General features: G+C 60.4%; 21 protein-coding genes and 1 pseudogene. 9 read left to right on the top strand and 13 right to left on the bottom strand.

Translation table 11 applies throughout. From position 1 onward, the window contains the following. Both PH547_RS30265 and PH547_RS30260 read left to right on the top strand, forming a co-directional pair. Positions 1-134, top strand: a 134-nt coding sequence (locus tag PH547_RS30265; protein ID WP_285169557.1) for a DUF736 family protein, incomplete at its 5' end; no start/stop codon positions are given. A 162-nt stretch (positions 135-296) separates the two neighbouring features. Beyond that, positions 297-464, top strand: a pseudogene (locus PH547_RS30260) (DUF736 domain-containing protein); the annotation flags it as partial. A 75-nt stretch (positions 465-539) separates the two neighbouring features. Here PH547_RS30260 and PH547_RS30255 read toward each other — a convergent pair. The 3 genes from PH547_RS30255 to PH547_RS30245 all read right to left on the bottom strand — a co-directional run bounded on the left by PH547_RS30255 (position 540) and on the right by PH547_RS30245 (position 1,774). Continuing rightward, on the bottom strand, positions 540-818 hold the full coding sequence (locus tag PH547_RS30255) for an HU family DNA-binding protein (RefSeq protein WP_065091807.1): 279 nt from the start codon (positions 816-818) through the stop codon (positions 540-542). A gap of 121 nt (positions 819-939) precedes the next feature. Further along, positions 940-1,551, bottom strand: a complete 612-nt coding sequence (locus PH547_RS30250) for an ATPase (RefSeq protein WP_028755140.1) — start codon at positions 1,549-1,551, stop codon at positions 940-942. Then, a complete protein-coding gene (locus PH547_RS30245; RefSeq protein ID WP_004119810.1) occupies positions 1,532-1,774 on the bottom strand; it encodes a hypothetical protein in 243 nt (80 codons plus the stop codon). Before PH547_RS30245 ends, PH547_RS30250 begins: the two co-directional genes overlap by 20 nt. Positions 1,775-1,953: 179 nt before the next feature. Here PH547_RS30245 and PH547_RS30240 point away from each other — a divergent pair, with 179 nt between their 5' ends. Further along, positions 1,954-2,253: a hypothetical protein gene (locus PH547_RS30240; RefSeq protein WP_004119811.1), complete on the top strand. Its 300-nt coding sequence runs from the start codon at positions 1,954-1,956 to the stop codon at positions 2,251-2,253. A gap of 22 nt (positions 2,254-2,275) precedes the next feature. Here the strand turns inward: PH547_RS30240 and PH547_RS30235 are convergent, their stop codons facing one another. Continuing rightward, positions 2,276-2,533, bottom strand: a complete 258-nt coding sequence (locus PH547_RS30235; protein WP_004119812.1) for a WGR domain-containing protein — start codon at positions 2,531-2,533, stop codon at positions 2,276-2,278. A 361-nt stretch (positions 2,534-2,894) separates the two neighbouring features. Here PH547_RS30235 and PH547_RS30230 point away from each other — a divergent pair, with 361 nt between their 5' ends. Further along, on the top strand, positions 2,895-3,071 hold the full coding sequence (locus tag PH547_RS30230) for a hypothetical protein (protein ID WP_015342042.1): 177 nt from the start codon (positions 2,895-2,897) through the stop codon (positions 3,069-3,071). 149 nt (positions 3,072-3,220) lie between these two features. Here PH547_RS30230 and PH547_RS30225 read toward each other — a convergent pair whose 3' ends face one another. From PH547_RS30225 to traC, 4 genes are all read right to left on the bottom strand, one after another. After that, a complete protein-coding gene (locus PH547_RS30225) occupies positions 3,221-3,799 on the bottom strand; it encodes a thermonuclease family protein (RefSeq protein WP_004119813.1) in 579 nt (192 codons plus the stop codon). A gap of 232 nt (positions 3,800-4,031) precedes the next feature. Beyond that, positions 4,032-6,008 (bottom strand): Ti-type conjugative transfer system protein TraG, encoded by a 1,977-nt coding sequence (traG, locus tag PH547_RS30220; protein WP_004119814.1) that lies wholly within the window; start codon positions 6,006-6,008, stop codon positions 4,032-4,034. Further along, positions 6,001-6,216 (bottom strand): type IV conjugative transfer system coupling protein TraD, encoded by a 216-nt coding sequence (traD, locus tag PH547_RS30215; RefSeq protein ID WP_004119826.1) that lies wholly within the window; start codon positions 6,214-6,216, stop codon positions 6,001-6,003. Before traD ends, traG begins: the two co-directional genes overlap by 8 nt. A gap of 4 nt (positions 6,217-6,220) precedes the next feature. After that, complete coding sequence (gene traC / locus PH547_RS30210; RefSeq protein ID WP_004119828.1) at positions 6,221-6,517, bottom strand: conjugal transfer protein TraC; 297 nt, start codon at positions 6,515-6,517, stop codon at positions 6,221-6,223. A gap of 256 nt (positions 6,518-6,773) precedes the next feature. On the opposite strand from traC, the gene traA reads away from it, so the two are divergent. From traA to PH547_RS30190, 4 genes are read left to right on the top strand one after another with little or no spacing between them, the layout of a single operon-like run. Further along, positions 6,774-10,085, top strand: a complete 3,312-nt coding sequence (traA, locus tag PH547_RS30205; RefSeq protein WP_065091806.1) for a Ti-type conjugative transfer relaxase TraA — start codon at positions 6,774-6,776, stop codon at positions 10,083-10,085. Beyond that, positions 10,082-10,648: a conjugative transfer signal peptidase TraF gene (traF, locus tag PH547_RS30200; protein ID WP_004119831.1), complete on the top strand. Its 567-nt coding sequence runs from the start codon at positions 10,082-10,084 to the stop codon at positions 10,646-10,648. Before traA ends, traF begins: the two co-directional genes overlap by 4 nt. Further along, the gene (locus PH547_RS30195; protein WP_004119833.1) at positions 10,638-11,801 is read left to right on the top strand and encodes a conjugal transfer protein TraB; all 1,164 of its coding nucleotides are present in this window, start codon (positions 10,638-10,640) and stop codon (positions 11,799-11,801) included. Before traF ends, PH547_RS30195 begins: the two co-directional genes overlap by 11 nt. A 15-nt stretch (positions 11,802-11,816) precedes the next feature. Further along, positions 11,817-12,425, top strand: coding sequence for a TraH family protein (locus PH547_RS30190; RefSeq protein ID WP_004119835.1), 609 nt, complete (start codon positions 11,817-11,819; stop codon positions 12,423-12,425). A 263-nt stretch (positions 12,426-12,688) separates the two neighbouring features. On the opposite strand, the gene PH547_RS30185 is transcribed toward PH547_RS30190, so the two are convergent. Then, entirely contained in the window at positions 12,689-12,925 is a 237-nt protein-coding gene (locus PH547_RS30185; protein WP_004119837.1) for a helix-turn-helix domain-containing protein, read from the bottom strand. 249 nt (positions 12,926-13,174) lie between these two features. Between PH547_RS30185 and PH547_RS30180 the strand changes: the two genes are divergently transcribed. Next, a complete protein-coding gene (locus tag PH547_RS30180) occupies positions 13,175-13,489 on the top strand; it encodes a transcriptional repressor TraM (protein WP_065091805.1) in 315 nt (104 codons plus the stop codon). Positions 13,490-13,492: 3 nt separating this feature from the next. Here the strand turns inward: PH547_RS30180 and PH547_RS30175 are convergent, their stop codons facing one another. From PH547_RS30175 to trbG, 4 genes are all read right to left on the bottom strand, one after another. After that, on the bottom strand, positions 13,493-14,197 hold the full coding sequence (locus tag PH547_RS30175; RefSeq protein ID WP_004119842.1) for an autoinducer binding domain-containing protein: 705 nt from the start codon (positions 14,195-14,197) through the stop codon (positions 13,493-13,495). 158 nt (positions 14,198-14,355) lie between these two features. Further along, the gene (gene trbI, locus PH547_RS30170; protein ID WP_004119844.1) at positions 14,356-15,657 is read right to left on the bottom strand and encodes an IncP-type conjugal transfer protein TrbI; all 1,302 of its coding nucleotides are present in this window, start codon (positions 15,655-15,657) and stop codon (positions 14,356-14,358) included. Positions 15,658-15,667: 10 nt separating this feature from the next. Continuing rightward, a complete protein-coding gene (gene trbH, locus PH547_RS30165) occupies positions 15,668-16,102 on the bottom strand; it encodes a conjugal transfer protein TrbH (protein ID WP_004119847.1) in 435 nt (144 codons plus the stop codon). A 3-nt stretch (positions 16,103-16,105) separates the two neighbouring features. Then, entirely contained in the window at positions 16,106-16,918 is an 813-nt protein-coding gene (gene trbG, locus PH547_RS30160) for a P-type conjugative transfer protein TrbG (RefSeq protein WP_004119849.1), read from the bottom strand. Between the last annotated feature and the right edge of the window lies 1 nt (position 16,919).

The following is a 16,919-nucleotide window of genomic DNA, read 5'->3' as shown; positions in this document are numbered from 1 at the left end:
GGACCCGCACCGCCCGCGAAACAGGCGCCGAATACCTCTCGCTCAAGCTCGACGATCCGTCCTTCACGGCCCCGGTCTACGCCTCCCTGGTCCAGGGCGACAAGGGCGAGCACAAGCTCATCTGGTCGCGCTGACCAGCACATCGGCGCTCCGCTTCACGGCGGGGCGCCTCTTCCACACCAGTGGAATTATGCGGAGCAGAAGCCGCCGCTATCGTCGAGAAATCCAGCCTTCAGCGATCAGCACTCCGCATAATCACACTCTCAGCATAATCGACGTTTTGCGGTGCACCGCAAAATGTCGAGCTGGGCGCGGCCTGGCAGAAGCGCTCCGAGCAGGACCGCGACTACCTCTCGGTCAAGCTCGACGATCCGAGCTTCCCTGCCCCGATCTACGCGACGCTCACAGAGGTCGAGGGCGAAGAGGGCTACCAGCTGATCTGGTCCCGCCCTAACCGGGACTGACACGCAGACGGCCCCGCTAAAGCGGGGCCGTCGATCTCTCGGTTAAAGGCCGGCTCAAAAGCGGTCCGCAAACCCTTACGTGTTCAAGGCGTCCTTCAGAGCCTTGGCAGGCTGGAAGCCCAGCTTTCTTGCCGCAGCAACCTTGATCGCCGCACCGGTCGACGGATTGCGGCCTTCGCGCTCCGGGGTATGCTTCACCTTGAATTTCCCGAAGCCGGGAATGAACGTCTCGGCGCCGGAGGTGGCAGCGGCCGTGATCGCCGCAAATACAGCTTCGACGATCGCCTTTCCCTGCACCTTCGTCAGGCCGTGGTCTGACGCGATCTTGTCAGCGATTTCATTTGTCGTGGTCATCGATTTCTCCTCGTTTCAAGAAGGAAATCATTTCCACCGGAGCCGCAGCCTGTCACGCAAACACCTATCTGGAGGCCAGACAATCGACGGTTCTCCACAGAAAGTGCGGAATCACGACTCCTTATTCGGTTGCGATGGACCGAACCGCTTTGGCAACGACCTCCAGAGCGTGCACGTCGAGTTCAATGACCCCATCAGACTTCTCGCCGATCGTTTTCGGCTTTGCGCCGCTGTTGTCCCAGATCCAGGCCTTGTCGGCTTGTTCCAGAAACCAGGGAAATTGCTCAAGGGACCGTTGGTACCGCTGGCGGACTTTTTCGTCGGGTACCGGATGTCCGCCTTTGGCTACGCGCAACTTGATCCGCTCGATCGAGCGCTCGGGGCTATCGACGACGACATATAAGAACCAGACCGCAAATCCGAGCGCCTTCGCCGCTACCACGAGACGTCGATACTTCTCTGTCGACAGGACTGTTTCGACGCCGATTGTTTTGTGGACGTTGATCGACGCTTCAAGCCAAGACTCGATCCGTTGAACCGCGGTTAGGTTGGCTTCCAGCGGCGGTCTGGACTCGACTTTGCTGATTCTGGCAGCCAGTAGATCCGGATTTACGATCCAGACTGAGCGACCTTCCATTTCAAGGTCGGCATTCTCGTACACGCTGCTTTTCCCAGAGCCATTTGGCCCGGCGATGATCAGGAAGACTGGCTGCTCAATCTTCGATGGGAGCACGATCAAGGACGCCAGTTACAGCCTTGTTCTCGCGACGCGCCTTGGCGACATTCTTGCTGAACACGTAGCTCAGATCTTTTCCGAGCGTCTTGCTCTGCGCGTCGATCGTCCGAACAGTCAGAAACTGCCCGGTACCTGCGTCACGCACGCGTTTCTGCGTGACCGCGGTATCGCGTACGCCGACTTTGGCACTTCCAAATTTTTTGACGACGACTTTGGCCATGTCTGCTCCAACCTTTCCGCAAATATAGCAATCATTTTCCCACCCGAAAAGAGCCTGTTGGCTTTTGACTGGAGGGTGTGCGAGCCTTGCTATGAGAGCGAACGGCTTCACGTTGAAGGCGAAGCAGCCGAATCGCATTGCGAAATCTACCAGGCGTGGGCCGCCACTGTCATGTCCCTTTGTCTGGTTATTCGTGGCTCCAGGGGCGCCTCGATGGGGCACGTCTGACGCGGACCGGCTGCGCCTCGCTCGCTACCCGCAACGGCGCTTCGAAATTTTCATCACCAACCGGGACTGAGCCGGAAACGCCCCACCGTGAGGCGGGGCCGACTGGCCAGATAGGCAAGCCGACGACAGACATCGAGCCTGCCGCCGGCTTTTTCGGTGCGATACGGAACCGGAATATGTTCGGCGTCAAGATCCCGTTCTTCGTCGAGATCGAGATGTCCTTCGAGACCGACTGGAACAGGCGCCGATGAGGCCCGCTTCGGCGGGCCATTCTCATGTTGGCACGGAGGTGCGTGGACGATAGCCGCGCTTTCGTTTCTGCCGCAGCAGGTCGAGAAACAGTTCGACTGCTTCCTCTTCCCGCCCGAAATGGTGGACCATCATCTGACCCTTCGTGCCGATGCGGCCCCATTTCCGGAGCAGGCAGACATCCCCGAACAGGTTGGGCTCGATCGACATGGCGTAGTAGCGCGCCATGTTTCTGGCGGCGTCAGAGCGTTCGACATAAAGATGGTACGGTTGCGCGATCATGAGACAAGAATCGCCTATGCCGGGAATCGCGTCCAACGAGACTTATGAATCGGTCGGCAAGGATCGATTCATATCGCTGATGACCTGCGACCGGACACGATGGCCTTGCTCGAATTTGCCTGATGACGGTCCGTGCGGATGGCGACCATCGATAAGGAACTTAAACCAATTCCGCGGGATTTCCTTTCGAGGCTGGGCTTGGCACAATGAGCGTCTTCGACTGCCGCCGACATCAGATGATAGAGGTTTAATTTCAGGGAGCTTCGCTTTTTTTAGGCGTGCGCTGGCGCAGGTTTCTCACTTCGCCGGGATTTCACCTCCGAGAAGATCATAAATTTCGAAAATAGCATGAGGATGTCACATGAAAGGCTATCTTCCCTATGTCATCGGCGCATTGTTGGGCGCCATCGTCGCGGTCGCTGTGTCCATTCTCTTCGGCCTTGATGGGATGTTCCAGCTTGCGGTCTTGGCGCTGCTGCCGGTTCTGGGTGCTGCGCTGGTCGAGCGCTTTTACTATCGCGGGTCACGAGCGCGCTAACGTGACTATCAACAGATGGATATCGGGCCTCGGTCGTGCAAAGCCGACGGTTCTTGGGCGAGACGCCTGCGGCGCACGGCTCTATTCGCGATGCTCACGGTGCCCGAAAACGGTCTCCGCCCATCCAGGTGCGATCCTCTCGCAGCCCCTCACCCGCACCATCCATGTCTTGCGCCGTCCCAGCGCCGGGCAAGACCTTCATCGATGAGGCGGTCGCCGAGCGAGCGCCCTTCCCGTGTAACGGTCCGGAGTTTTCGGCCATACTTGTCCTCGTCCCGCAAGCCTACTGACAACGAGAACTTGCCGGCGTTCAGAAGCGCCAGCAGGCGCGCTTTCGCTGCCTCGCCCTTGATCCGTTCCGCCTCGCAGCGCGGTGGGCTGAGCTCCGGCGTGTCGATGTCAGCGATGCGGATTTTTTCTCCCCCAAACCAGAAAGTGTCGCCATCGACGACGCAGTTCATTCGCACGCTCTCGCCGCACAACGAAAACGTGGCCTGCGACGTATCCGTTGTCGGCGCCTTGGCCAAAGCTAAGATGCCAGAAAGATCGCCGGCGCCGGCAAAGGCAAACCATCCGCCTGCTCCAATGATGATGGCTGAGATGACCGCCATCAGCGACTTGCGCGGGCCGTTCTGTCCAGTTCGGAATTTTCGCTGCGGCCGATATCGATCGCTCCCGCGGCCGGATTTGCGCCGCGGTCTCAACGGCACCACATTCGATTTCGCCACGTGCCTGTCCTCTGCTGTTCGCATCAATCTACGTCGAGCCCGGTTTCTTCTGTCTTTACGAACAAGCCGGCCTCAGATGGAGTTTAGGAGCGGGCGCAGTCGGTCCCGCCTCCCCGGTGTGGGCCACTATGTTGAGGCTCCTGCGGCTGCGCTTTTTCCCGCTCCTTGCACGACGAGAATTCCAGAAATCCCGCCCTTCGGCGGACGCCCACGCTGATTTCTCCGATACTCTTCATTGTTCTCGATCGGCCTTGCTCGCTGCGCTGCGCGCCGGCCGATCGGGCGAATTCTCTGCGGGGTTCGCTGCTTTCGAAAACGCTCTCGCGCCCACGCACCCCTTCATATCGTCACGCCGAAACCAGATCGCGCGTCCGCATCTGAGCGGCGCGTTTCCGGCGGTGAAGACGATCTGCTCGTCGGCCCGCATGCGCAGCACCTCGTGCGGCTGGATCAGCGGCCTGGCGGCGAGTTGCTTCGACCGCGTGCGCGACGATCCTTTCGATTGGACACTGCGGCTGACCTGATCGATCTCGACGGTCGTCATGCCGCAGCGGCGTGAGATGTAGTCGGCAGTCTCGGGATCGTTGATCGCGGCGAATGAAATCCAGCTTGCGCTCTCGAACCATTTGCTCGCCGCATCGCGGCCGCCATAGGTCTCGCGCATCTGGCCGATCGACTGGTAGATCATGGTCAGCGTGATTCCATACTTACGGCCGGCGTCGCGCGCGGTCTCCAGGATGCGCATGTAGCCGAGGCGCGCCACCTCATCGAGAAGGAACAGTGCCCTTCCCTGCATCTCTCCGTTGCGGTTGTAGATCGCGTTCAGAAACGCGCCGATGATGACGCGCGCCAGGCCCGCATGCGTCTCCAGCGTCTTGAGATCGATGTTGATGAAGACATCCGTCTTTCCGTCCGCCAGATCGCTCGTCGAAAAGGAAGTTCCCGAGACCAGCGCGGCGTAGTTCGGATAGGACAGCCAGTGCGTTTCCTTGACCGCGTTGGCATATACGCCCGAGAAGGTTTCCGGCGTCATGTTGACGAAGGCTGCGACATTCTCCTTGACGAAATCCGAATTCGAATCGTCGTAGATTTCATGCAGCCGCTGGCGCAGTTGGGGCTCTGGCTCGGACAGGTTCTTGCGTACTTGCCGGAGTGTCTGGTCGTTTTCCGTCGTATGGCCTGAGAGGCAAACGTCGGCAATGAGAGCCGTCAGCAACTGCAAGGCCGAGGCGCGGAAGAAGTCGTCACGGACCCCACGCGCGCCACCGCTGTCGCTCATGATCCACGATGCGACGGAGGCGATATCCTCCTCTTTCGTTCCCCCGAACCGGCCGATCCAGTCGAGCGCGTTGAAGCCGATTTCCGAGTGTTTCGGATCGAGCACGAAGACGTCGCGGTTGGCGTCGCCACGGTGCTTCAACACCATTGGCGCAACCTCGTTCGAAGGATCGAGGACAACGAGCGCGCCACCCCACTTGAGCGCCGTCGGGATCGTGACCGATGTCGTCTTGAAGCCGCCGGATCCGGCGAACACGATGCCGTGCGACGAGCCGAACGAGCCGTCGAAGCAAAGCAGCGGCGACTTGCCGCCCGCTCCCCAGCTCGCGGCGCTGTCGGCGCGAAACGATGGTGCCGCGATGCTATCCCGGTCGACCCGGTAGCGCTCGCCGATGACGATGCCGCCGCTCTCGGCAAACAGCTTTTCGGCTTGCGATAGTTTCATCCAGTCGGCCTCGCCGTGCAGCGCCCGTTTCCCAACGATGCGCTTCGGTTCGGCCCTCGCGAATGTCGCGTTGCCGGCAATCGCCACACGCATGCCGAACAGCGCCGACATCAGCACGGCAGCAGCCCCGATCGCCGTCGCGGGATCGAGATAGTTGAAGACGGTTTTGCCGGCCGGGACTTGTTCGAGATACGCGGAGAGCCTCGATGCCTCGCGCAGGACCGCTAGGACGAGCGTCGCTGTCGCGCCCGTGACAACGCCCCATCCTGCCGTCCTGATCCGCGCGGAGCCTGCGCTCGCAAACAGAAAGATGATGCCGACGACGGACGCGGCGACATAGGGCAGAGCGATGCCGGCACGGCCGAGCATCTGCCGGGCGGCATCGCTCTTGCCGAAGTGGGATAGCCACAGTTCGGTCCCGGTCATGCCGATGGCCATCAGCATCATCAACGCGCATGGCGCTACGAACAGCAGGATCCTAGTCATCTCTCTCTCCGAACGCTTCAGCACCGAGTGCGGCGAGCCGTGAGCGCTCCTGTGCGTCTCCCTTCAGGCGCGCGGCGGCATCGATGAGGAGCCCGAGCAGCAGCGCGCGCTTCTCGTAGCGCAGCCCCGCCTTGATGATCAGGCCGCCGAGCTCGATCTTTTCGCGCGTGTCCTTCTTGCGGGCATCTGATGTCGTGGATCTTCGCATCCGCTCAAGCCTCGCCAGTCCTGCCCTCAGCCGTACCAGGCGGGTTCTGCGCGGCGGGCGCGCTGCCCTCGCCTGCGCCGCTTGCCCCCTTCCCTCCGGTCGAACGGACCTTGCCTCCGCGAAAGCGTTTCGCCAGATCCTCGAATGCTGCCTGCAGTTCACCCTCGTCGATCTCGATCTCACCGAGCCCGGCTTTAAGCGCGATCCGGCCGATGCGCTCGGCCTCCCGGGTCTCGGCGAGCTTCAATTGCTCCTGGAGCCTGGCGATTTCGTCGCGGATTTTCGAGGATGGTTTCTTCATGTCCGGATGTCTCCTTGGGTGCGAAAGCTTGTCTTTCGGACCCCATCTTCCGGATGTCGGTGCGGAACGCACTACTGTGAATCCTACAATCGCCAAGGGCGATGCTTTCGTGGATGATCCCGGCCGCTCGACAAGAGCGGCATCCGAAGGGCGCAATTATACGTCGCTGGCGCGACGTTCTTTTGAGAGCGCCTGGCGGAGCCGATCTCGCTGGCGAACATGTTGATTTTGCTCGGAATCGGGAGAGAATTCCGCCGTGGCCGTTCCTCATTTCTCCGTCAGCATCGTCGCCCGCGGCTCCGGCCGCAGCGCTGTGCTGTCGGCGGCCTATCGGCATTGCGCCAAGATGGAGTACGAGCGGGAGGCCCGCACGATCGACTACACCCGCAAGCAGGGCTTGCTGCACGAGGAGTTCGTCATCCCTGCCGATGCGCCGTCATGGCTGCGGACGATGATTGCCGACCGATCCGTCTCCGGCGCGTCGGAAGCGTTCTGGAACAGTGTCGAAATCTTCGAGAAACGCGTCGATGCCCAGCTTGCAAAGGATGTGACCGTTGCGCTGCCGATGGAGCTCTCAAGCGAGCAGAACATCGAACTGGTGCGGGATTTTATCGAGCGTCACATCACGTCGAAGGGCATGATCGCCGACTGGGTCTATCACGATGCACCCGGCAATCCGCATGTGCACCTGATGACGACGCTCCGGCCGCTGACCGAAGACGGGTTCGGCGCCAAGAAGGTTGCAGTGACCGGCCCTGGCGGCAAGCCAGTGCGCAACGATGCCGGCAAGATCGTCTACGAGCTCTGGGCCGGCAGCCTCGACGATTTCAATGCCTTTCGTGACGGCTGGTTCGCCTGTCAGAACCGGCACCTGGCGCGCGCCGGCCTCGATCTCCGCGTCGACGGCCATTCCTTCGAGAAGCAGGGGATCAATCTGACGCCAACCATCCACCTCGGTGTCGGCGCCAAGGCGATCGAGCGCAAGTCGGCGGAAGCCGAGCGGGCCCCTTCGCTGGAGCGGTTGGAGCTGCAGGAGGAGCGCCGGGCCGAAAACGCCCGCCGCATTCAGCGCCGTCCCGAGCTCGTGCTCGACCTGATCACGCGGGAGAAGAGCGTCTTCGACGAACGCGACGTTGCCAAGATCCTCCACCGCTACATAGACGACGCTGGCCTCTTCCAAAGTCTGATGGCAAGGATCCTGCAGAGCCCCGAAACGCTCCGGCTCGAACGCGAGCGGATCGAGTTTTCAGGCGGCCTACGCGTGCCGACGAAATACACGACGCGGGACCTCGTCCGGCTGGAAGCAGAGATGGCCAACCGGGCGATCTGGCTGGCTCAACGCTCTTCTCACGGCGTTGCGGACGCTGTGCGCGAAGCCACCTTCGCCCGCCACCTGCGCCTGGCGGACGAGCAGAAGACGGCGATCGCACATGTTACCGGCGGCGAGCGCATCGCTGCGGTGATCGGACGTGCAGGCGCCGGCAAGACGACGATGATGAAGGCGGCGCGCGAAGCCTGGGAAGCGGCCGGTTATCGCGTCGTCGGCGGGGCGCTTGCGGGCAAGGCCGCCGAGGGCCTGGAGAAGGAAGCCGGCATTCTCTCCCGCACGCTGTCATCATGGGAACTGCGCTGGAACCAAGGCCGCAATCAGCTGGACGACAAAACCGTATTCGTTCTCGACGAAGCGGGCATGGTGTCGTCGCGGCAGATGGCGCTGTTTGTCGAAGCGGCGACCAAGGCCGGCGCCAAACTCGTGCTTGTCGGAGATCCGGAACAGCTCCAGCCGATCGAAGCCGGCGCTGCCTTCCGCGCCATTGCCGACCGCATCGGCTATGGCGAACTCGAAAACATCTACCGCCAGCGTGAACAGTGGATGCGCGAGGCGTCGCTCGATCTGGCCCGCGGCAATATCGGCAGAGCCGTCGAAGCCTATCGCGCCCAGGGCCGCGTCAGCGGAGCCGATCTCAAGGCCGATGCCGTGCAGGCGCTGATTGCCGATTGGAACCGCGACTACGATCCGCAAAGGTCGAGCCTCATTCTTGCGCACTTGCGAAGAGACGTGCGCATGCTCAACGGCATGGCTCGCGCAAAGCTCGTCGAACGCGGTCTCGTCGCCGACGGTTTCGCCTTCCGGACCGAAGACGGGCACCGAAAATTCGCGGCCGGCGACCAGATCGTGTTCCTGAAGAACGAGGGCTCGCTCGGCGTCAAGAACGGTATGCTGGCGAAGGTCGTGGACGCAACGCCCGGGCGTATTGTCGCGGAAGTCGGAGACGGCGAACACCGCCGCCAGGTCACGGTCGAACAACGCTTCTACGCCAATCTCGATCACGGCTATGCCACCACGATCCATAAGAGCCAGGGTGCCACCGTCGATAGGGTGAAGGTGCTGGCTTCCCTCTCTCTCGACCGCCATCTCACTTACGTGGCCATGACCCGTCACCGAGAGGACTTCGGTCTCTACCACGGCCGCCGATCTTTCGCCAAGGCAGGCGGCCTGATCCCGATCCTGTCGCGCAGACAAGCCAAGGAAACGACGCTCGATTATGCGAGTGGCCGCTTCTACGCCCAAGCCCTTCGCTTCGCCGACGCCCGTGGCCTTCACCTCGTTAACGTCGCACGCACTGTCGTTCGCGACCGGATCGAATGGACCGTCCGGCAAAAGTCGAAGCTCGCCGCGCTTGGCGCTCGTCTGGCGGCAATCGCCCGCAGGCTTGGTCTGTCCGCCGGCGCGGCCAAGACCAGTCAATCGCACAGCATGCAGGAGGCAAAACCCATGGTATCGGGCATCACCACGTTCCCAAAATCGCTGGAACAGGTCGTCGAGGACCTGCTTGCAGCGGACCCCGGCTTGAAGAAGCAATGGGAGGAAGTCTCAGCGCGCTTCCATCTCGTCTACGCTCAGCCGGAAGACGCGTTCAAGGCTGTCAACGTCGATGCGATGCTGAGAAACGAAGCGGCGGCGAAATCGACGATCACCAAGATCGGTTCCGAGCCGGAGACCTTTGGTGCGCTGAAAGGCAAGACCGGGATCCTTGCCGGCCGCGCCGACAAGCAGGCCCATGAGAGGGCCGTCACCAATGCGCCGGCGCTTGCCCGAAACCTGGAACGCTATCTGCGGCAGCGCACGGAGGCGGAACACAAATATGACGCCGAGGAGCGCGCCGTCCGCATGAAGATCTCTCTCGACATCCCGGCGCTGTCGCCGGCGGCAAAGCAGACGCTCGAACGCGTCCGTGACGCCATCGATCGCAACGACCTTCCCGCAGGACTCGAAAACGCGCTCGCCGACAAAATGGTGAAAGCCGAACTCGAAGGTTTTGCGAGAGCCGTATCGGAACGTTTCGGGGAACGCACCTTCCTACCGCTCGCCGCCAAAGACATGACAGGTCAGACCTTCCAGTCGGTGACCTCGAGCATGTCTGCCGGGCAGAAGGCGGAAGTGCAATCGGCCTGGAGCACGATGCGAACGGTGCAGCAACTTTCCGCGCATGAGCGCACGACCGAGGCGTTGAAGCAGGCCGAGACGCTGCGGCAAACGAAGAGCCAGGGACTCTCGCTCAAATGACGCGTCCGGGTCGAACACGCGAGCGAGCCATGGCGCAGCGAAAACAAGCTGCCGTCACTTCATCGGTTTCTGCTGCCGCCATCGCAGTGATCGGACTGGCCGGTCTATTAGGCAGCTATCGCATCAATCTTACGCCGAGCGAGCCACTTGGCCTCTGGCAGATTGTCCCGCTCGACCGTTCGCCTGGTGTGGACGACCTGGTGTTCATCTGCCCACCGGACACAGCCGCCATGCACGAAGCGAGGGCGCGCGGCTATCTCCGCTCCGGACTTTGCCCCGGTCATCTCGCGCCGCTCATCAAGTCGGTGGTCGCGGTCGCCGGCCAGCGCGTCGAGATCGCCAACGAGGTGACGGTCGATGGGCGCCTGGTTCGTGCTTCCACTGTCGCCGAAAAAGACGGAGAAGGTCGGCCGCTGACACGGTTTTCGGGCGGCGTGGTACCGGGCGGTGAGGTCTTCCTGCATTCGGCCTTCGCCGGCTCGTTCGACTCCCGTTATTTCGGGCCTGTGCCGACATCCGGCATTCTCGGTCTGGCGCGTGAGGTGCTGACCTATGCGCCATGACTGGGTTTGGCCAACGCTGCTTATCATCGCCTCGGTCGGCGTCGGATCGGTGGCATGGAGCGGCCACGTGCTGTTGTTGCCGGTGGCGCTCGGCTTTCCCGTCCTCTGGTCGCTGTCGAGAACGAAAAAGACGGCAACCTTGGTTTCCGCAGCATATTTCCTGTCGGCGTCGCGCGGCCTGCCGCAAGGCGTGGCCACCTTCTATGCTGCGGATATCTGGCCGGGCCTGCTGCTGTGGCTGGCTGCCTCGGCCAGCTTTGTCGCGGCGCATGCGCTCCTGTGGACGAAGGAGGTTGGCCTTCGTCCGGGCCGCTACGTCCTGGCGGCCGTACTGATGGTGGTTCCCCCTTTCGGCATTACCGGCTGGGCGCATCCCATCACGGCCGCAGGCGTGTTGTTTCCGGGATGGGGATGGTGGGGACTGGCCGTCACGACAGCCGGCTTGGCGGGCCTCGTTTCCCGCCTCTGCCCAACTGTCGCCATGGGCCTTATAGGCTTCTGGCTTTGGTCCGCCGCTTCGTGGACGGACCCGAAGCTACCGGAAGCCTGGCGGGGCGTCGATCTCGAATTGGGTGCGTCGGTCGGGCGGGACACCAGCATGGCCCGCCACCGTGATCTAATTGCAACGGTGCTTGAACGAGGGACCGACGGTGTTCGAACCGTCATCCTTCCTGAAAGTACGTTGGGCTTCTGGACGCCGACGGTCGAACGGCTTTGGATCCGCGCGCTATCAGGGCATGACACGACCGTTCTCGCGGGCGCGGCAGTCGTTAACGCGGCCGGATACGACAATGTGGTGGTTGCAATCTCCGCAGATAGCAGTCGGATCCTCTACCGGGAACGGATGCCGGTTCCGGGCTCGATGTGGCAGCCCTGGCAGCCGCTCTTCGGCGGCAACGCCGGAGCGCAAGCGCACATCTTTGCAAATCCTGTCGTCGCGCTCGGCTCCGGGCGGGTGGCGGTGCTGATCTGCTACGAGCAACTGCTCGTCTGGCCGGTCTTGCAATCGATGCTCGGCAGTCCGGACGTGATCGTTGCGGTCGGCAACGGCTGGTGGACCAAAGGCACGTCCATTGTCGCCATCCAGCGCGCCAGCACCGCCGCCTGGGCAAAGCTGTTTTCCAGGCCAGTCGTTTTTTCTTTCAACACCTGATGCCGAGGAGGTCCCATGCTCGACGCCGCCCTTATCAAAGACTGCGCCGACCCTTCACTGAAACCCGCGATCGTCGAGCAGTTCGTCGCGGCGGCGGGCTCTGCCGATCCCCTTGCGGTGACCGTGCGCTCGGGAGGGCGGTTGATCCTGGTGCCCAAGGCCAGATCACCCGACGAGGCGATGGACATCGTGCGCCAATATGCCGGCAACGCTGTCGTTCGTGTCGGTCTGACGCAGTTTCCAGCCGGTGTGGGCGTCAAGGACCTGGCCGATCTCAAAACGGATTTGGTCGATGCTTGCCAGAACCTGCGCAAGGGAACGGCGATGTTCGCCAAGGTCCTGCGCATTGTTGCCAAATGGTACGGCGATCCGAAGAGCGATGACGTCTTCCGCCAGATTTTCGAGGATGCGCTCTATGCGTGGAAAGCCGGCGAGTTCGAGGGCGTCGGTGTGTTTCAAGCGCAGGATCCAGGAGCCTCCATCGAATTGCCTCGGCAAAGCGAAGCGCGGTCCGTCGATGAACCGCCAGCCACCGCGACCACTCCCGAGATGCGGACGAAGGTGAATGAGGTTATTGGCCAAGCCGGAATTCGGATCGATCTTTCGAGGATCGGAGGCAAATAAGCACTCGAGTTTCTTACGTCGGAAACGGCGCGACGGATGGAACATCCCCGGCATGCATAATCATCCTCGTCGAAAAGTTGAAGGGCAATTCCAAAGTGCCAACGCCACAGGCGAAAAAGGGTACCGCGGAACGTTCGCCGGATGGCATGACCTTTTATGGCCGCATAGCAATTCCTCCAGAGCCTGTCGGACATTCGGGGTTGAGGACGCGCTGAGCATTGCGTCCTTGTTTGCCTTGTTTTCGGTTCCCAGCCCTGTACCCGTCATCTCAGTGGCTCAATTTTTGTCTCAGGCCGACGTTTCAGCAGTTCAGACGCCTCAACACCTAAGACCGTCGCCAGGCGATCGACAACGTCGATGCTTGCATTATAGACACTGCGCTCCAAAGAACTGATATAAGTTCGATCGATGCCTGCCTCAAACGCGAGCTCTTCTTGCGACAGGCCTTTGGCTTGACGCGCGGCTTTCAGATTCCGTGCAAACACCTCTCGAATCTCCATGCTGGAGAGAGCAGCGGCTTGCAGAGTATTTCTCCACGGAGTATTCTCTACAGCCGTATTCCGGATATGGAATGTTCATACGAATCAGGGTGATTAGGCGTTCACTGATGCCCTCTTCTTGCGAGGAATGAATTGTCGAGTTTGTAGCCACCCATCTTACTGAAGGATGGGATCTATTCTGCAAAGCGTATACGCTACCGGAAGGTCTCGATCCTTGCCGGGTCGCAAACGAGGTAAGAGGAGAAGCGGATGGACAACGAGGTCTCATTCGAGACAAGCGGCAAAAGAGAGTCTCGTTATAAAGCGATGCGAGAAGCCGATTTGAAAGCGTTAGCAATTTCTGCGATCCGCGAGCACCGCCGACTTCTAGCCGCGGATGAAGCTGTCTACGAAGCGTGGACTCTTGCAACCGCCAACGCCTCGACTTCCAGGGACGTGCTCAAGAGCCTGCAAGATGAGTATCTCGATCGTCAAAAGAAGTCAGAAGCGCAGCAGGAAGAACTCTCGGAAATCGTCGATGCGCTTGGTTATGTTCCCGATGTGCCCTCCGAAAACAACGAATGATGGTTAAACCAAACCGCGGTCCTTCGCGATTGCCACGAGCTGAGGGATCGTCGCGGCATTCAGCTTTTTGCGTGCGCGATCGAAATGGTGTTGCACTGTTCGTTGGGTAATTCCCATTAAAATGGCAATCTCCCAAGCCTTTTTACCCTTTGCCGCCCACGTAAGACACATCGCTTCCTTTGGTGAAAGCAGCCGGCTGGGTGCGACGATCGTCGACGCAGCTATGATCTTCAGGCGATAGTGAATTGCCAACACCGCCTGAAGCGGGTTTAGTTGCTTTTGACATTTTGAAATATCAGCTTTATGCCCCGAGGACGCGAATGTCAGCATAATGATCGAGCCGAAACTGCCTTGAACGGGAACCGTCACCCCACTGCGAATGCCATGTTCTACCGCTTCATCCCGAAAACGATTGAACTCAGAGCTCCCACGAGACGGCCAGTCATCGATCGCCCAGGAAAACATCTCCATCCGGCGTTTGGCTTCCGTAACGACCGGATCCACCCGAGAATATTGGTTGCTTAGGTAAATTTTCTGCCATTTCTCGGGATAGGAACTGAGCGCGCGGGCGCTAAGGCCTTCCGTTTGCAGATATGCAAAGAATTGAAATCCGCACGAATGAACGAACCCTTTGAGCCCGCGTTTGATCATCCGTTCATCGTATGAGGCTTCAACCATGTCAATGAGAGCGCTTAAGGCTGGATCCACAGACCTGTCTCCTTTCTGTTGTACGTGAAGGCGCCCCCGCTCCTTCGGAAGTGATACAGATCTGCGCTCACCCGCGCAAACGTCTATTCACCTCTATTTCGCAATCAAACCTTCTGACCAAGAGATGAAGTTAAACAAAGATCTCTTCTGATGCTGTATCACTGACTGCTGTACGTAGAGGGGAAGACGATATCCTGATCGACCAAGACATTGAACTCGTATCCCGGCCGGATTTGGATTGTCGGCTGAACGTTCAAGTTTTTCGAGATCGTCTGCTCGGCAACGCGACCGAAGGTGTCCGCAAAATTCCGTCTGGCGGCATCGGAGGCTGTGTCCTGGGTGGCAAGCGTCGTGCTTTCGGGCATCGACATGTCGATGCCGGTTCCGAGTATCGCGACAAGTGCTGCCGAACTCCACGTGCGCCAGAGATGCCGATCGACCTTATCCTTGAACCCGCCATAACCTGCCCCATCGGTCCCAGCCATGCCGCCGATTTGCAGCGTCGAGCCATTCGGGAAGATCAGATCGGTCCAGACGACGAGCACGCGGTCCTGGCCAAAGGAAACCTTGGAATCGTAACGGCCGAACAACTTGGCTCCCTGCGGGATCAGGAGCCGGTAGCCGGTGGCGCTATCATAGACATTCTGGCTGATCTGCCCGATGATCCGGCCCGGAAGGTCTGAGTTGAGACCTGTGATCAACGTGGCTGGAATGACCGAGCCGCGCTTCAGCTCATACGGCGACATCTGCGGCACGACCTTATTCGGCAAATAGCCAAGATCCTTGATGTCCTGATTGAAGAAATCCTCCTTCGAACTTTGGGCATTCGGGTCGACGTTCTGGGCCGTCAGCCCGGATTTCGATGCGGCGGTGTAGAGATCAGAAGCATTGTTGGCTGTCGTCGTCGCAGTCTGACGACCGGCGTCTGTGGAACTTTTAGCGGCCTTCTCGACATCAGAAATATCCACCTTCAAAGGCGAGTCCAAAGCGGTTGCCCGCGCCTGCAGGTGAGCCATCCGCTGGCGCTGAGCTTCACGGATATATTGTTCATCCTGCTCCCGCTTTAGGCGGGCTCGCCATTCCTCCTCTGATTCGAGCTGCGGGCCTCTTTCTTGCCGTTCCGTAGGCCGGCGGTCTATAACAGGTGCTCCCTTCTCCACCTTCTGCTCGACGGTGGGTGTTGGCTGGAGCACTTCGCGCTCACCTGGCTCGCCGATGATGCCGTCACTGATGCCGCGCTTGAGCTGGTCACCGAAGTTCGTCGCCGGTGTATTCAAGTTGCTGTCGATATCGTAGCTCCAGTTGAAGGGAAGTCCTCGCCACGATAGGCCGATCACGACCACGCCGAAGAATAGCGCGATGAGGACGGTTGCGGTAATAATTGGCAGCCGATTGAGGCGGCGCATTCCTTTCGGATCGTCGGCTTGCTTTGAAGGGCCGAGCTGGAGCGATTGGATCATACCTTTCCCCTCAATTACGCTGCATGATGGAGAGCGGACTTGCCGGCGTCGCACCGGCGGCCGTTGCTTTGTATGCGCGGCCAAGGGTAATGGACGGTGTTGACAGCCGCGCGAGCACCTGATCTTGAGTGCCATCGATCGCGTAAGTGAGCTCGACCGGTTTCACGTCCTTTCCAACTTTGCCGTCGGTTAGAACGGTGTAGCCAGAGCCCTTGAGGGCCGCCTCGAGTGCCGCCGCAAACTCCGATGTGTCCCTTTCCATCTTGATTGTCGTCGACCTCACGGGACTGATCTGCTCGGCGAGCCGGCTTGCCATGTCGGCGGCGATGGCACTTGCGGCGGGCCCGGAGACCGGCGCGGCGTTTGACCTGGCGTCAGACCCATCCCCAGCAGTTTGGCATGCGGTGAGAAAGCCGCTGATGATGATGACGAGAAGCTTGTGCATAGCTTAGCCTCCTCGCCGAATGGTAATCTTCTGCTGGCGCCAGCCGACGCCGGAGACGAGGATCGCCTCGTCGACGGCATAATCGACGATCATCAAGTCGTTCTTCATTCGGTAATTGACGATGCGGCTCTGGCCGCCGTGGATCACGACCAGCACCGGTGCATCCTGACCTGAGATCGACTTCGAAAACTGGATGTAGGTTTTCACGCCATCCGAATAGACCCGCGTCGGCTTCCAAGGTGCCGAGCCACTCACGGAATATGAGAAGTTCAGTTTGTCGGGTGCCGCCCCGGGAATGCCGCCGGTCTCGAGCCGGGAATTGATGTCGGCGAGCTTGGTCGAGACGTCCTCCGGATATTCGAAGCCGACGCGTGCCATGTACTGGCTCGGATGTGACTTGAGCTGGATGTAATAGGTGCGTCGCGACGTCGTGACCACCATCGAGGTGACAAGACCTACTTCCGACGGCTTGACGATCAGATGGATCGCTTGGCCGCCGATTGCACCGGAGGTGGCAGGCTCCACCTTCCAGCGAACAGTATCTCCAACGAGAACATCGCGGACGATCTCGCCGCTCTGGAGTTCGATATCGCAGACCTGCAAGGGCGAGCAGACAACGGACGGCTGGGTTTCGCCGAAGAGAAAGGTGACCTTGCCATCGGAGCCTGCCGTCACCAGTCCGGGCGCGACGCGCCATTTCCTGGAAATGGTCGTGCCATTCACCTCATTTGCCGTCATGGTCTGCGCCTCAGCGCCGCCCACAAAGACGAGTCCCGCCAAGCAGCCGGTGGCTGCAATTAGTGCTGTTCTGTGCATG

It is taken from the genome of Rhizobium cerradonense (assembly GCF_030182455.1).
Classification (GTDB): domain Bacteria; phylum Pseudomonadota; class Alphaproteobacteria; order Rhizobiales; family Rhizobiaceae; genus Rhizobium.
Note: the sequence above shows the minus strand (reverse complement) of the source record. Positions and strands in the feature narration are given on the sequence as shown.

Excerpts from the sequence above, each read along its gene's own strand:
- PH547_RS30190 (WP_004119835.1), top strand. The coding sequence starts at position 11,817 with ATGCTCGACGCCGCCCTTATCAAAGACTGCGCCGACCCTTCACTGAAA.
- PH547_RS30230 (WP_015342042.1), top strand. The coding sequence starts at position 2,895 with ATGAAAGGCTATCTTCCCTATGTCATCGGCGCATTGTTGGGCGCCATC.
- PH547_RS30245 (WP_004119810.1), bottom strand. The coding sequence starts at position 1,774 with ATGGCCAAAGTCGTCGTCAAAAAATTTGGAAGTGCCAAAGTCGGCGTA.
- PH547_RS30235 (WP_004119812.1), bottom strand. The coding sequence starts at position 2,533 with ATGATCGCGCAACCGTACCATCTTTATGTCGAACGCTCTGACGCCGCC.
- traC (WP_004119828.1), bottom strand. The coding sequence starts at position 6,517 with ATGAAGAAACCATCCTCGAAAATCCGCGACGAAATCGCCAGGCTCCAG.
- traF (WP_004119831.1), top strand. The coding sequence starts at position 10,082 with ATGACGCGTCCGGGTCGAACACGCGAGCGAGCCATGGCGCAGCGAAAA.
- trbI (WP_004119844.1), bottom strand. The coding sequence starts at position 15,657 with ATGATCCAATCGCTCCAGCTCGGCCCTTCAAAGCAAGCCGACGATCCG.
- PH547_RS30185 (WP_004119837.1), bottom strand. The coding sequence starts at position 12,925 with ATGGAGATTCGAGAGGTGTTTGCACGGAATCTGAAAGCCGCGCGTCAA.
- PH547_RS30255 (WP_065091807.1), bottom strand. The coding sequence starts at position 818 with ATGACCACGACAAATGAAATCGCTGACAAGATCGCGTCAGACCACGGC.
- trbH (WP_004119847.1), bottom strand. The coding sequence starts at position 16,102 with ATGCACAAGCTTCTCGTCATCATCATCAGCGGCTTTCTCACCGCATGC.
- traD (WP_004119826.1), bottom strand. The coding sequence starts at position 6,216 with ATGCGAAGATCCACGACATCAGATGCCCGCAAGAAGGACACGCGCGAA.
- PH547_RS30180 (WP_065091805.1), top strand. The coding sequence starts at position 13,175 with ATGGACAACGAGGTCTCATTCGAGACAAGCGGCAAAAGAGAGTCTCGT.
- PH547_RS30195 (WP_004119833.1), top strand. The coding sequence starts at position 10,638 with ATGCGCCATGACTGGGTTTGGCCAACGCTGCTTATCATCGCCTCGGTC.
- trbG (WP_004119849.1), bottom strand. The coding sequence starts at position 16,918 with ATGCACAGAACAGCACTAATTGCAGCCACCGGCTGCTTGGCGGGACTC.
- traG (WP_004119814.1), bottom strand. The coding sequence starts at position 6,008 with ATGACTAGGATCCTGCTGTTCGTAGCGCCATGCGCGTTGATGATGCTG.